14 protein-coding genes and 1 pseudogene are annotated in these 13565 nt (G+C 49.1%); 4 read left to right on the top strand and 11 right to left on the bottom strand.

Annotation, left to right across the window (positions count from 1 at the left end):
• Positions 1-184: 184 nt before the first annotated feature.
• The 4 genes from F3J36_RS19215 to F3J36_RS19195 form a co-directional block, all read right to left on the bottom strand.
• Positions 185-1408 carry a nitrate regulatory protein gene (locus F3J36_RS19215; protein WP_166720277.1) on the bottom strand — a complete coding sequence of 408 codons (1224 nt, stop codon included), beginning with the start codon at positions 1406-1408 and terminating at the stop codon, positions 185-187.
• 564 nt (positions 1409-1972) lie between these two features.
• Positions 1973-2653 carry a VIT family protein gene (locus F3J36_RS19210; RefSeq protein ID WP_371742062.1) on the bottom strand — a complete coding sequence of 227 codons (681 nt, stop codon included), beginning with the start codon at positions 2651-2653 and terminating at the stop codon, positions 1973-1975.
• A gap of 66 nt (positions 2654-2719) precedes the next feature.
• On the bottom strand, positions 2720-3286 hold the full coding sequence (locus F3J36_RS19205; RefSeq protein WP_166720275.1) for a cytochrome b/b6 domain-containing protein: 567 nt from the start codon (positions 3284-3286) through the stop codon (positions 2720-2722).
• A gap of 741 nt (positions 3287-4027) precedes the next feature.
• Positions 4028-4507, bottom strand: coding sequence for a hypothetical protein (locus F3J36_RS19195; protein WP_166720274.1), 480 nt, complete (start codon positions 4505-4507; stop codon positions 4028-4030).
• Here F3J36_RS19195 and F3J36_RS19190 point away from each other — a divergent pair, their 5' ends adjacent.
• Positions 4508-4654: a hypothetical protein gene (locus F3J36_RS19190; protein WP_166720273.1), complete on the top strand. Its 147-nt coding sequence runs from the start codon at positions 4508-4510 to the stop codon at positions 4652-4654.
• Between the two features lie 613 nt (positions 4655-5267).
• Here F3J36_RS19190 and F3J36_RS19185 read toward each other — a convergent pair.
• The 6 genes and pseudogenes from F3J36_RS19185 to F3J36_RS24255 all read right to left on the bottom strand — a co-directional run bounded on the left by F3J36_RS19185 (position 5268) and on the right by F3J36_RS24255 (position 11567).
• Complete coding sequence (locus F3J36_RS19185; protein ID WP_166720272.1) at positions 5268-6296, bottom strand: RepB family plasmid replication initiator protein; 1029 nt, start codon at positions 6294-6296, stop codon at positions 5268-5270.
• A gap of 1260 nt (positions 6297-7556) precedes the next feature.
• Entirely contained in the window at positions 7557-8531 is a 975-nt protein-coding gene (locus F3J36_RS19180; RefSeq protein ID WP_166720440.1) for a ParB/RepB/Spo0J family partition protein, read from the bottom strand.
• Positions 8528-9736, bottom strand: a complete 1209-nt coding sequence (locus F3J36_RS19175) for an AAA family ATPase (protein ID WP_065647942.1) — start codon at positions 9734-9736, stop codon at positions 8528-8530. Before F3J36_RS19175 ends, F3J36_RS19180 begins: the two co-directional genes overlap by 4 nt.
• A gap of 389 nt (positions 9737-10125) precedes the next feature.
• Positions 10126-10269, bottom strand: a pseudogene (locus F3J36_RS19170) (LysE family translocator); the annotation flags it as partial.
• Positions 10266-10781, bottom strand: a complete 516-nt coding sequence (locus F3J36_RS24260; protein WP_247653205.1) for a hypothetical protein — start codon at positions 10779-10781, stop codon at positions 10266-10268. The pseudogene F3J36_RS19170 and the gene F3J36_RS24260, both read right to left, overlap by 4 nt.
• Before the next feature lie 87 nt (positions 10782-10868).
• Positions 10869-11567 (bottom strand): hypothetical protein, encoded by a 699-nt coding sequence (locus tag F3J36_RS24255; RefSeq protein ID WP_247653204.1) that lies wholly within the window; start codon positions 11565-11567, stop codon positions 10869-10871.
• A gap of 49 nt (positions 11568-11616) precedes the next feature.
• On the opposite strand from F3J36_RS24255, the gene F3J36_RS24250 reads away from it, so the two are divergent.
• The 3 genes from F3J36_RS24250 to F3J36_RS19150 all read left to right on the top strand — a co-directional run bounded on the left by F3J36_RS24250 (position 11617) and on the right by F3J36_RS19150 (position 12939).
• Positions 11617-12066, top strand: coding sequence for a hypothetical protein (locus F3J36_RS24250; protein WP_247653203.1), 450 nt, complete (start codon positions 11617-11619; stop codon positions 12064-12066).
• Positions 12067-12319: 253 nt separating this feature from the next.
• Positions 12320-12643 carry a type II toxin-antitoxin system RelE/ParE family toxin gene (locus tag F3J36_RS19155; protein ID WP_371742051.1) on the top strand — a complete coding sequence of 108 codons (324 nt, stop codon included), beginning with the start codon at positions 12320-12322 and terminating at the stop codon, positions 12641-12643.
• Positions 12640-12939 carry an XRE family transcriptional regulator gene (locus tag F3J36_RS19150; protein ID WP_166720271.1) on the top strand — a complete coding sequence of 100 codons (300 nt, stop codon included), beginning with the start codon at positions 12640-12642 and terminating at the stop codon, positions 12937-12939. Before F3J36_RS19155 ends, F3J36_RS19150 begins: the two co-directional genes overlap by 4 nt.
• A gap of 195 nt (positions 12940-13134) precedes the next feature.
• Here F3J36_RS19150 and F3J36_RS19145 read toward each other — a convergent pair.
• A partial coding sequence (locus F3J36_RS19145; RefSeq protein ID WP_166720270.1) for a DUF4113 domain-containing protein occupies positions 13135-13565 on the bottom strand: 431 nt, incomplete at its 5' end.

Below are 13565 nucleotides of genomic sequence, written 5' to 3'. Positions count from 1 at the left end.
CACTCGCTTTACCGCCGTTGGCAAAGCAAATGCATACACTTAATAGGGTTAAGCAAACTGCATGCCAGCTTTGAAACGGCCCTGCGCGTGGCGATCAGGGCTTTACCCGGGCTGGTTTTTTAACTGATTTTGCACGTTTGTGACGCAGACCACGCACAAGCATTGTGCAGCTAACGCTTTAGAGTTATCGCTTCATTGTGGCTGCTACCGTGACGATCGCCTGGGCGATTTCCGGTAGCCGTTTATTCTGATCCATCGCGCTTTTACGCAGCCGTTGCCAGGCGTGCTCTTCACTCAGCCCATGCTGCTGCATCAGCCAGGTTTTAGCCTGGTCGAGCAGTTTGCGTTCTTCCAGCGTGGCGCGCAGGGTGGCCAGCTCATTGGCCTGATGCTGTAAACGCTGAGACTGCTCCGTGATCAACGACAGCAGTGAACGCCCTAGCTGGGGTGCCAGCCCGTCGCTGTTTAGCGCACCGGACTCGGTGGGCAGCCAGTCCACCCCGGAGACATATAAAGTAAAATCGCAGCCCGACTGCGCCACATTCAGGGGTTCAGCTGCCTGATGCTGTGCCAGTGCGATCGCCTCGCGGCAGCGCAACATCAGCGTGGCTGACAGCTGATCCTCCAGCAATTTCATTTGGTCGATGCGCTGTGACAGCAGCGAAAACCAGTGCAGCGCGCCACTGTCGTCCCGCCGACCGTCGGTACAGGCAATGCGTCGCAGCCGTTCAATTTCGCGACTGGCCTGCGCCAGCGGCTGCCAGTGGTGTAAAACTGCCTCATCGGCAAACTGCTGGAAGGTCAAAAAACTTTGTTCCTGTGCTTCAATTAAGGCCACCATGGCGCTGCGCTGCTCCGAACTGAATTGTCCGGCAGCAAAGCCGGCCGCTCCCAGGGCACGTTCCTGTCCCGCCAGCTCTTTGCCCTGCATAAAGCTGAACAGCGCAATGAGCGCGCGGGTAATGTCAGGATGGCTGGCGGTGTCGGCGGCCTCAAAGACCAGGTTCAGTAAGCTACGGATTATGGTACTGAACGCCGCAACGGCCTGCGCGTGCGCGATCTGCTGTTGCGTAATCTGCTGGCGCAACGCCGGTAATCCGGCCAGGGCCTGCAGCGCGGCGGCGATCAGGTTGCAGAACCGGCTGTATCCCGGCTGGGCTTCAACTCTGGGTAAGGCCTGGCAAAAATCCCGTTGGCAGCGCGTCACATCCTGCTCACTGGCGAGCCGCTGCTCGCCGTAAAGCCTGCCTTCTGAACATATCCACAGATTGCTGGCCCCCCGCTCGCGCTGAAGCTGATGCACCAGTTCGCTGACGGTGGTAATGAGTTTGCCGGTCTGGCGAAGGCGTTGCAGGCTGGCAATATCGCTTTGCCTTGAGGCCTGTAACCAACTCAGTGCGTCATCCATTGCTCCCCACCCTTTGATACCAAAAAATGAGTCAAGCAAAAGCCGTGCCGTTTTCGTATCACATTTTTTTGCATCAAGACCATTTATGATCAATCCAACTGTCTTTCCTGTCATCAACGATGCAAAAATGAGCCCCCAACGGTAGGAAATTGATCAAGAGGGTAAGCCGCTCACCTGAAAGCGCCGTCAATGTGTCAGATTTCTCCCTTCCGCGTTATCCTTCTTAAAAACATCAGAAGTACTACCTGCACTGCGGCGCAGATTTTCACAGTCTGTGCAATGGCTATCGGGCAGTTTCAACGCTCTGTACACTGGCCCGGATACAGGGCAAGGGCAGCTTATGGTAGGGTCACAACAACCAACCATGTCCCCGTAACGGTTTACCGGTTGATATGTCCCAGCAGAGTTAAACAGATGTGTCCGGTGATTTTACTGGATATCCACAAATTTAGCGGTCCAGTTCAGCCACCGCGATCACTACGGGTGTCTATGGGTTTGCGCGCGCTCTGAAGAGGGATGATTATCTATGTATGACTCAAAAAAAGAAGTAGTGAACAGTAAAAGTTATCCGGCAAAGTGCCCGAACAACGCGCCTGTCACACCAGATAACGCCATTGCAAGAGTACTCCAGAAACTGACTCGTATAATGCTTCGCATCACCGGTGCTCCGCCGGCTCTGGCTGCAACGGCCCCCAGAGCTATAAGTGCCAGTAGAGCTGATATAACGATACCAGCTATACCGGGATACGCCAGTGCTACAACGAGTGGAATTACCGCCCCCACGGTAAAACTACCCGCAGAAAACAGCGCAGCCTGAAGTGGCCGCGCAGCTGAGATATCAGAGATGCCGAGCTCATCGCGGGTATGTGCATCAAGGGCGTCATGTTTCATCAAAGCAGTGGCAACGTCATGCGCTAATTCCCTGCTGAGGCCACGTTGCAAGTAAATGGTGGCAAGTTCGTGAGTTTCAGCCTGGAAGTTGCTTTCCAGTTCAGCCTGCTCTTCAGCAATGGCGGCGCGTTCGGTATCAGACTGCGATGAAACAGAGACGTATTCACCTGTTGCCATAGACATCGCTCCAGCCACCAGCCCGGCCACACCTGCGAGAAGAATATTCTGAGCTGAGCTGTTGGCAGCTGCCACGCCAGTCAGGAGACTGGCTGTAGAAACAATGCCATCATTGGCGCCCAATACTGCGGCACGGAGCCAGCCAGAGCGTGAAATTTTATGAGTTTCTCCAGGGATCACGATCACTCCTCTTATTGAAAACTCTGTGCGCCTCATGACGCGCGCATAATTGTTATTTACGGACTATGATATGGCTGTTTTTCTTGCCAGAAACATATGCAATAAACCCATCAGGCCGTGCGCATAAAAATATATTTCGATGAACGTCGTCAGAAATTTATGTAGATCAATATAGTATTCAGTTGTATCAGATGAGGCTTTCAGAAATGCTTCCGCAATAAACCAAATTCCGCCGGAGCTTGCAACAACGATGAGTGCAAGAACACCAAGTCCCTGAACAGCAGCTGCAATGCCACCCCGGGAAGCTTCGGGCAGCTTGAACTGACTTATCAGTTTGATATCGCGCCTGATGCCGCTGAAGTCTAACATGGCCCATGCGTAGTACCAGCGGAACCCTCTCTGTGAGATCATCCATGCCAACAGTGCCACGCCCAAAAAGAGCAGCAAAAAGCCTGAGACAATGTGTATCCATGTCATTATCCCTTCGAAACTGCTGTCGGAAAGCAACTCTGCGTCAATGAAGTTGGAATTTACAATCTGCGATAAAATAAGTAGTGCAATAGCAATGTGAAGCCCGCGAAAGAAGGGGGCATAGCTATGCGGAATTGCACCCAATAACTTAGATTTCATGACCGCTCCAGAAAAAAGACTTTTCAAATATCTTAAGTTGGAAATATTAGTTTTTCCTTAGCGGTACGAATATGTGAGCGAAAGAACTCAGTATACAGGGACGTTATTGAATGAAAACTATTCCCGTCGGCATGATAATGCGATTCCAAGAACACCGGTCAGGTTTTAAGTTGCATCCCGTACCTGATTACACATCATAAATCTAACTGATAACGATATTTTTTATCATGGATTTTACGTGGTACCAGACACAGTTCTCTGTAAATACAAAAAGTTCAGCAAGCTTGAATGGGCTAACAGAAAACTTCTGCTTTCGCCCTCCAGAATATCTTAATAGCACATTAAATGCATTGACCTGCTCCCCGTTGATTAACACACCGCGATGTTAATAATGGCTTCACAAGCTACATGAGGACATCCTCATGTAAAAGCGTTTTTCCGACGAACAGATCTTCAGTATCCTTCGCGAGGCTGAAGCCGGGGGTTCTGCCCGTGAACTCTGCCGTAAAGTAGCCGAGATTCGCGGCTTAGCGCCATCACTGGCAGATGTGGTTAGCCTTAACCAGAAGTGGAAAAGTAAACGTTTCCCGCTGCCTGAAGTAGTTCCCGTTTACGATTATCTGGAGTGGGACATGCTGTATGTCCGCGCGCTGAAGATCCTCTACCACCTGCGTAACTTCACAGCATAATCAGATCTGGCGCGCAAAAAGTAAAAACCCGCGTAATGCGGGGTTCCGGGGATTATGATGGGCAGAATCCGACAACCGGTGTCGTATAGAGGGAAATTATCAGGACGATGAATTTCTGCACAGTAAGCTGAATTTCATTAGGATGCCAGCCACTGAGATCAACATGCATGCCTTTGTTCCAAGGAAGGAATCCTTTGGCACCTATACCGAGTTTGCTTAAACGATCCTCATACACCCGGCCTTTGCCGTTGTAGATACGAACATCGCACTGATAATATAGTCTGTTGGCCCTGATTTTAGCGCCGTTGACTGTCTGCTCTTCGTCAAAGACAAGATGCTCATACCAGGTCAGCAGGAACATGTATGAGCGGCTGGTCAGCCCCTGTTGCTGGAGCCCACGCTCTATCTTTTCGCCTGCAATTTGGGGTGCTTCCACTTCAATGCCGGCATCGTCGGTAAAGTAATAACATCCGAGTGCAATTCTGCCGGCAACAACGTTTCTGGTTTCATCCAGATAGCCAGAATCAAACAAATGCTTGATAACGTCTTCGTCAGAAGCAACATTTGCGGTCAGCTTTACTATGGCTTTGATGATGCGGGCATGATCATCGTCAGCAGCACCTACACGATCAATAGTGATGTAGGTGTCGATCTCATCGTCTGGTTCAATGAGTTATAGCTGAGATAGCTTATAGAGTGCGTCAGAGGTTAAAAAATAGCCATAACGACGAAGGCAAGTTTTAGTTGACCACTTCAGTTTACCGTGAGCTTTTACTCTCTATAGCTTATATAAGCTATAAGGAGTGGCTATTCTGGCATGATCATAAGCTATAGTGAGTAAAGATAAGCTTTAGGGGGTGATGTGAGTTCCGATATTTTATAATTGTTAAGCCAGAATAGCATATAATTCATTTAAAATCAGAAGGATAGACTCAAGTGAGAAAGACTCTGACTTGTTAGTCATAAGCTGTAGTGAGTAATCAGTTGCTTGCCATCACTGCATAAGCTGTAGTGAGCAAAAAAAGCGGTAATTTGCGTTTTTATAAACTGTAGTGAGAAACATCCTCCAGTGGGAGGGGTTATATAAACTATAGTGAGTAACACCTACTCCTCAGCGCATAGATATAAGCTATAAGGAGTAAAACGCGTCTTTTGCGCCACAAACCTAAGCTGTAGTGAGTAAGTTTTTTTATAAAATTAATAAAATACAGCGAGTTAGTATAAGGCTGTACTTACAGCCTCATTGATTCTTTGCTCTTCAGAGAAGAGAACAACTCATCACAGCTTATGTGCTACTGAGACTTAAAAATCTTTTCCAGATCCTGAAGAGAAATACCGAGCTTATCCAGAAGTTCAATCTTTTCCTGCAGTTGCGGATCGAGTGGCTCTTTTGTTTTCGTAGTTGTCTTCGGTGCTTCCAGCTGCTCCGTCTTGGGCGCTCTGAGCTTTGGATAGCGATTATGGACCTGGAAGTAGACACTGCGTCCCTTCTGGACTTCGCTATAGTCCAGATAACCAATCTCTTTGAGCTGCTCCATCGCACGGCGCACTGTCTGGTTCTGCGAAAACACAGGAGAGCGCAGATTAAGCCTTTCGCGGAGGCGTGCCAGGGAGATAGGGGCCGGGTTCTTGGGAAGGCTTTCAATGTAGGTATAGAGCGCCTGAGCGGACTCACGGCGTTTAAGCGCGTTGATCGCCTTGAGCTGCAGTAACACCTTGTGATCAAACTCGTAGAGCTCGAAAAGCTTCGGGTCAGCCTGCAGGATAACAATGTCCTTTTTGGTATCGTAAAAAGCAGACTGGACCAGATGCGTGATGTATTCTTTTGCGTCGTCGCCGCTTTTTGAAGAGAAAGAGATGGTGGTGCTGGCAATACGCTTCAGAGACGGGCTGATACGCTCTCTGAGCTGCTTTGAGGAGCGGCTTGAGGGGATGCCGCAGAGCTTGGCAAACTCTACAAATGAGAGCTGTACCTTGTCGCCAATGACCTTGTCTTTGTGCTTTGCAAAGGAATGGATGATCCCAACCCAGGTCTTAAAATCGTTATCCATATCCAGCCGCGGGCCGACTATCTCAACCTTTTCATAGCCTTCCGCTTTTGCAAGTGACAGACGCGTCAATTCTTCGGTCGCATCGGTTGTTGAAGATGTGTTTTTCTTGCTGTTTTTTAACGACTTAAGCGTAGGGACAAATACGCCCAGGCGCATCAGTGCCACCGGCTGCACAGTATTATTGGCATTCGGCGTCAGGGTTACGATTTCCCCGGATTTCGTGTCTTTTTCTTCAAAAAGCTTTGCTAAGTCAAGATTGTCGCTGGCCACAAGCGTTCCTGCACACGTTTCAGAGGATCGTTGAGCATGATCAACCGATCCGGATTGTGAATTGTTAGATAACAACTCGCCAATGATCGAAGTAACTATCTGACAGGCAATCAGATTAGTTATCCACAATCAAAACGGGAAATGAGCGATAAACTCACTATAGCTTATGTGTTTTCCTAATTACAGCTTATATTTTACTTTCTATAGCTTATTGTGATCTCTGTATAGCTTATATTTTACTTGCTATAGCTTATACGGACCCCTGTTCAGACCAGAGCTGGTGCGGCCTGCGGCGATCGGGGATCTCTTTAGGATCTATAAAGGATCTCATTAGGATCAATTTATTGGGATCTATCGCGTGGATAAGTGGATAACTCTAAGGGCTCTCTGCTTAACAGGCATACCAGCACAATCATCAATGGATCATTTACAGCCGATCTCTGCTGCAGATAAACGTCACTGTAGACCGCTCTCAACCAGCCTGTATTTATGTAGTGATGAAAGCCCTGTGGTGCTATGGGGTAAAAAAGAAAAGTTATGAGAGACCTCTCTGAAATTGTCTGACAGCTGTTTTGCGCCCAGTAACGGTTAATCAGACTTTCTCTCTTATACGATCGCTCAGCAGTAATCTGCTCATAAGAGGAACGAAAATTATGCTCTGATGTCACATCCCAAATGTTAGGGACTACAAAATGGTATGTGAAAAAAGTATTGTTTTTTACTTTTAACTCATTGTATATAAGTGATATTTTTAATTTTATTAGACTTAATTGTATGTTTTTTGTACATGCCCATAAGATATACAAAGTAACGTTATCAGCGCGGCCACCACAACGATCGGAGAAGTTTTTTAAAACAAAATATACGCTGAGACGCTACAAATATTCCTTCTCCTATTGGTCAAGCCGTGGACAACAAATAGCGGTTCCAGTTAACAGACCATATGGCGTCATGAGTGGTGCTACGCCATCAAAGTGGTCATTGTGATTCGCCCTTCCACTTTTGTATGATTAATCGATGATTCTCTAGAAGCTGAACGTTGAGGATTCAGGGGCCTGGCAGATTAAGCAGTTGAGTCATCTGTGAACGCAAAACCCTACATAAAAATAATGTTCAGTGATGGGAATTTCAGGTTGAAATTTTTCCAAATTAGCGAGATGTAACAGCAGGTTAGAGAGATTTCCTGGTGGGTATCCAATAAAAAGGGGAGATACTCACTGGAGTAACTCCCCTCCCCTTCTTTTCGCGCTGGATTGAAAATTATTTTGCTAGCATCTTTTCAATAACGGCTTTCACAGCATCATCCAGCTCTGCCTGCCAGGCCACAGGAAGACGCGAAAACTCATACGTCACAAGGCGCTTTTCGGCGTCTGTTTTTTTCCGTGCAAACTGCTTTTTATCGCCGAATTCCGCTATTTTTTCGGTCACGACTTTTTTCGCATCACGCGCTGACTTAGGTTCAGCACTGGCTGCACGAAAGTAACCAATAATCTTTACCTTAACAGCCGGATCATCTTGCTCAGTAAGCGCATCATGCGCAATACGTTCACGCACGCCCTCTGCCAGTTCCCGGACACTGATTTGCCTGCTCGCCGCCTTCTCTGCAATATCCAGTAAGGTCTTATAGTCGTTTATAGAGAGCTCGCCGACGGACGGAAAGACCGCAATCATTTCATCGGGTACCGACGCCGCCTGGAAAGCACGCGTGACTTTTGCCGGCGACAGCCCTTCCGCTGCAGCAATGTCAGACTGATTCATATGCTGCGGGTACATCAGCTTAAGGCGTTTACCCAGTTCACGCAGTGTGTGCTCTTTTGCCGTCTGAATGTCGATGGCCAGCTGCCGGGCGTCTGAAAGCGACAGCTCATCTTTCGTCACTAACACTTCAAATGGCATACCGCTGTAGAGACACGCGGCCCTGCGGCGTGAACCGTCCAGGACTTCAATACGCCCGTCTACCTCACGGCCAATAGCCGGAAAGAACTGCTGCAGTTTAATGGTGCGTGAAATATCGCTGACGGATTCTTCAGTTAAAAAGGCCTGATCGCGGCCGTTAATCGTGGCATCCACATAAGTCTGCGTTTCGATGTCATCGTGCAGAATCTTGGTAAGCGTAAACCGCGCGGTGGCACCGGATTTAAGGGTAAAAGTACGGGCACTTTCCGTTTCGCTCAGCATTTTGCTGAAGCTGGAGTTACCCAGGGTACGTCCCATTTTCTTCAGTTCTTTCATTATTGCATCCCTCTGACGAACTCAATCCGTTTAAACACGGCCTGAGTAAAGCGTTCGGCTTCACGTTTGGCATTTTTGAGCGCTTCTGAACTGCCCGGATATGACTGTGGATCGGCACTGACGATTGTGTCGAACGTTTCCCCGCAGCGCTCAAACCCATCCAGTCGGGGAAGCGTGGCGTCCAGGATGTAAGACGTAAACACGTCCCGGGCCAGCCCATGCGTCATTTCATGATCACGTTTGGACGTCATCTTGGACATGAAGCCGATATTTCCTTTTATACGCGGTGTAATCCCCTCCTCTTCCAGCTGCTCCAGCATATCGGGTAAGCGGGTGAGATATTTCAGGGTTGAGTGGAAATCCACCTGCGCAGGCGGTGTTGGCGTGAGAAGCAGATCGCTTGCCGCAATGGCATTAAGCATGAAAGCGTCAAGATGAGGCCCGGTGTCGACGAAGATGAAATCATAGTCGCTTCCCACCCTGTCGATAATGTTTCGGCGCAGGACTTCAGAAGGCAACACGCCGGGCAGATGTTCCTGAACCAGGCGATCCCACTGGCTGGCCACAAATCCATCATCAATGGAAGCCGGAATAATATCCACACCCGGAATGATGGTTGGCTTGATGATTTGTTCTCTAAGCTGTTGCGCATCAAGATCATTCAGCATGGCCTGAGCGGCGGTTTCGACAATCGACCCTATGCTGTTTGCCTGATTCAGGAACATGGTGCTGGATGCCTGCGGATCCAGATCGATAACCAGATTACGCAAATCATACTGCAGTAAGTCAGGGTGAACGCGTAATCCATGAGCAAGCGTCACGGTACTGACCGTTTTGGACACCCCACCCTTGAGATTGACGACGAAGATCACAAAAGGGCCTTCGCCCTTATGGATGTCGCGGTACTTTGGCACCTTCCGGTGAGCGTAGATATCAACAACGTCCTGAACAGTCAGCGCGTAATGTTTCGCATTCCCTGCATCCTTTTTGCCAAACACATGCCCTTTGGATTCCATTTCTTCAATGGCCTGTTCAACAGCACGGCGGCTGAGCTTAGGCAGGTTGGCCACGGCATTACGTGTGAACGTCTGATAGAACTGATCGAGACCGAATTCCTGGCGCTTATCGATAATGTCATCACTCATGCTGCGCAACATAGCATTCGCTCTGCGCGCAGTTTCATCCACTCCACCATAGTTACTTTTCATCATCCGCTCCACTGACAATTAATTTCTCCAGTGTACACTTATTAATGCTCTGTGCAATATTTTACTGTATTTAATAAAAAGTTGTACGCGCCGGGTTGTATGAATTTATTGCCTCTTGTTCTGCTTTTACCGGGGATCTGGTAACAGGCTGCGGGTGAAATGCCCCAAGCCCCCTGCCCTTTGCCTGCCATGCATCTCGCGTATCTGGGTCTGAAAGTAGGGTGAGGTTCCCATGCTAATTTCAGTGTTAGTTTATTGATTTATAATGATTTTATTGGTTGGTTTCAATATGAAATTCCCAAGAAATCTACTGCTTACTCACGGTTTGAACAGGATTTTAACCTGATAGTCAGGTGGATGGACATCCGCACTTAGCGGACCATTTCGTAGTCACCAACGCAGGTGCCCATACCCAGCCAGAACCCATGGAAATACCCGCGCTGCATGGCAAGGGTAATCATGGCGATATTGGCAATGCCGATATCGAGATACAGCGATAAACTCAGTAAAAAGCCGTTTGAGAATTCGATCATAATATAAAACCTTTAATCTTCTGGTCGTATTCAATCATGTCGACCGTTTTGCCAAGACGGTTGAGCAGCATTGCAGCTTCTTCAAGCTGATGATGCGGTGAATAACGTTGCAGGAACTCCTCGGCTTTTCCGGTATCACCCCGAAGAACGGAGCAAGTCATCGCACTGGCCAGCGCGGTTAAAGTCGGTCTAACCGAGGCGAGATCCACTTCATAATGGGTTCCATTCCAGTACAGGCACTGATGTTCCGTCAGCCATTTAAGCTGAATGTACGCCGCCCCGGCATCGGGATAGTCGCAGGGACCACGACGCAGATACCGAAGCATCTGCAGAAGAAATACTCTCAGCTGATACGTTTCATCCAACTGCAGTGCCTGACGGGTATCCTCTGTGAGGTTCATCAGCAGACCAAACACGTCAGCTAGCGCCTCCTGGATGACCATGGATCCCCATCGGTCCTGCTTGCTCAGGCTGCCGAACCTGATTTTTTCAATGACAATGGAATGCCCCAAATCGTGACCTCTGAACCACGCAATCAGGTGACGGACACAGATGCTGCTTTCCGGAATAACATTCTGTTGCCAGCCGAGCAGAGAGGCTTAGGTTCGGGCGAAGCGTTCGAAGAGGTTAAGATACGTATTTGCAAACACGATGGTGCGTTTTTGAGGCGCGTACTTGACGCCTTCGTCTTCAGGGAAGAAATAAGCAAAGTGTTTGGGATAGCTGTTGGCTTCGCCGGCAATCGCAAACAGATCAACGATTTTGTAACGGCAGCCGGGCAGGGCAATCAGCCGCGCATCAATATGGCGCTGCAGCCAGGTCAGATTATCTGAAAAAAGTTCGTCCACCACATCGGAAACTTCCTGCAGGCCGCGATTGGGTAATCCAAACCATGCGAAATAATGCTGTGCCCTGGATTTTCTCACCCATGTCGACATATAACCAATACCCTGCACCAGCTCCTGTTCATCAAGACCGGCTATCTGCGGGAGCAATTCGCCTGCCGTAAGGGGATCTGAAAGCACATCAGCGCGCAGTTGCAATGCTTTTCGGGTGTCCGGGTCGCTAAATTCCCGGGCGAGCTTAAAACAAATAATGCTGAGCTTTTCTTCAACGGACTGAAGCAATGTGGTGCCGGTTCGCGTGGCAACTGGATGGACATGATTTGCCGCATCGGCAAGCCGGGTAGCCTGATGGATAAGATCCAGCACAGCCGGAGAAAGTGAGTCTGGCAGAGGAATATCCATCATATGAATGTGATATGAATCAGTAGCAGGCCAGAATGGTGTCGTAAACATGAAATTCCCTTTCATAATGATTAACGAGACACTCACTTAACCAGTCCGCATGTTTTTGGTATTGGAAAGAATTGCGCTGTATCTTCAGATCACTTTAATGGGCAGGCATTCAGTCAATAACAGTGTCTTGTTACTACTGAGAATGGGCCTTATTAACCCTAAATTGAAGTCAGATATCGCTTGTCCGGCGGCGGATGCTTTTTCTAAGAGGAGAAGGGGAGGAAATATGACAGACCTGACATTACGTCAGCAGAACGATATCTTAGTTATCACTGTTCCGGATGATGTGGCTGACCGGGCCGGCTGGACGCCTGGCATTCGACTTAACGTCACCGTCGAGGGTGAGACAGTGTCACTGACACCTGCATCGCGCCTGCCCCGCGGCCGTAAAACGCTGGCGCATCTGCTGTCCGGTATCGATCAGAGGGAGATTCGCTACCTCAACGAAGAAAGTCACGACGGACTTAGTAATGCACCGCAAGGCAAAGAATCAATCTGAGAGTTGTGCGTTCATCACAGGCCCGGTATTTAGCTGGCCGGGGCCTGACCACATTCAGTCGGGCTGATGACTGGCATATTGCATTTATAAGGCCTGCCGCCTGCTCGGGAATGAAAGCTTGGCTATAAATAATTTTGCTATGGCAGACAGAGGGCGATATTGAAAAAATAGACCATGATATATATGATTTATAGACTGTAATATATAAAGGTGGACATGTGTGGCTCATTGAAACCACGGATTTATTCGTGGAATGGCTCAAAGAGCAGGACAGGGCGATGCAGTTGGATGTGCTGCTGCACTGAACCTTCTGAAGCAGGAAGGTCCGCATCTTGGTCGGCCCCATGTGGATACGCTTTACGGCTCAAAAATCCCGAACATGAAAGAACTGAGGGTGCAGAGCAACGGGCGGCCCGTAAGAGGGTTCTTTGTGTTTGACCCCATGCGTAAAGCGATTGTCCTGTGTGCGGGTAATAAAGAACGCCCAGATGAAAAGCGCTACTACAAGACCATGATTAAAACAGCGGAAAATGAGTACCACCGACATCTGGACCAACTGAAACGGAGCGGGAAATGAAAACGCTTGATGACTTGATGGCTGATTTGACATCTGATGAACTTACTCAGGTACATGAAAAAGTCGCGGCAGTGCGACTTGATTCTCAGCTGTATAAACTGCGTGAGGCGCTGTCGAAAACACAAAAGCAGCAGGCTGAAGCCATGGGTATTGCACAGCCTTCCGTTGCGGCTATTGAAGGGCGCGGTGAAGATCTGAAAATTGCCACGCTCAAACGTTATGTTGAAGCACTTGGCGGTCAGCTGACGATTGGAGTTAATATGCTTGGCGGCGAGCACGTCGATTTTACCCTCTGACTGATGCTGACATCACGGAAGATGCGTTAGAGGAAATACGCCTGACGCATTTTTTCGACAAGTGCCGGTGTGCGCTGAGCCTGATAGTAACGCAAAACAAGGGTGTTATGCCCGGCTTCAGGGCCTGTTCGGTAGAAAATTTGCCATACAGACTCTCTGAAAAGAAAACAGGAGATATTCCGTTTGCTTGCCCCGCTATAATACGCGGGCAACTGGAATGTCATCCCAGCGCGTGGTCCATGCCGGCGAAAGCATCTCGCGTTTCATCTGCCACTCATTACTAACACCTTGACGGGCAAACCACATTTGCCCTAGCCCGGACTGATTGATGCCGTCCAGCACCTTCATCAGCTGCGCGCTGTTCGCCCGCGGTTTGTCCTCATCGAACAGGTTCAGCTGACTGACGCCGTTGGGGGTGAAGTCATCGAGTATTATGCCGGCCTTCATGTAGCGCCGCCCGTCAAGCCAGATGCGGTCGAGCGATCGCATCGCCACCCCTATCACGTCGCGCGTATCCTGCGTGGGTAGGGTGAGATTCTCGCCGGCGCTGTTGCCGTAGAAGACTTCTCCCTGCGCGTGCGGCGAGGTCCGGATAAAAACGCTGATGCGCCGGCAGAACTGGCGCT

The sequence above is a fragment of the Pantoea sp. Cy-640 genome (assembly GCF_011752635.1).
In the GTDB taxonomy this organism is placed as follows: domain Bacteria; phylum Pseudomonadota; class Gammaproteobacteria; order Enterobacterales; family Enterobacteriaceae; genus Pantoea; species Pantoea dispersa.
Note: the sequence above shows the minus strand (reverse complement) of the source record. Positions and strands in the feature narration are given on the sequence as shown.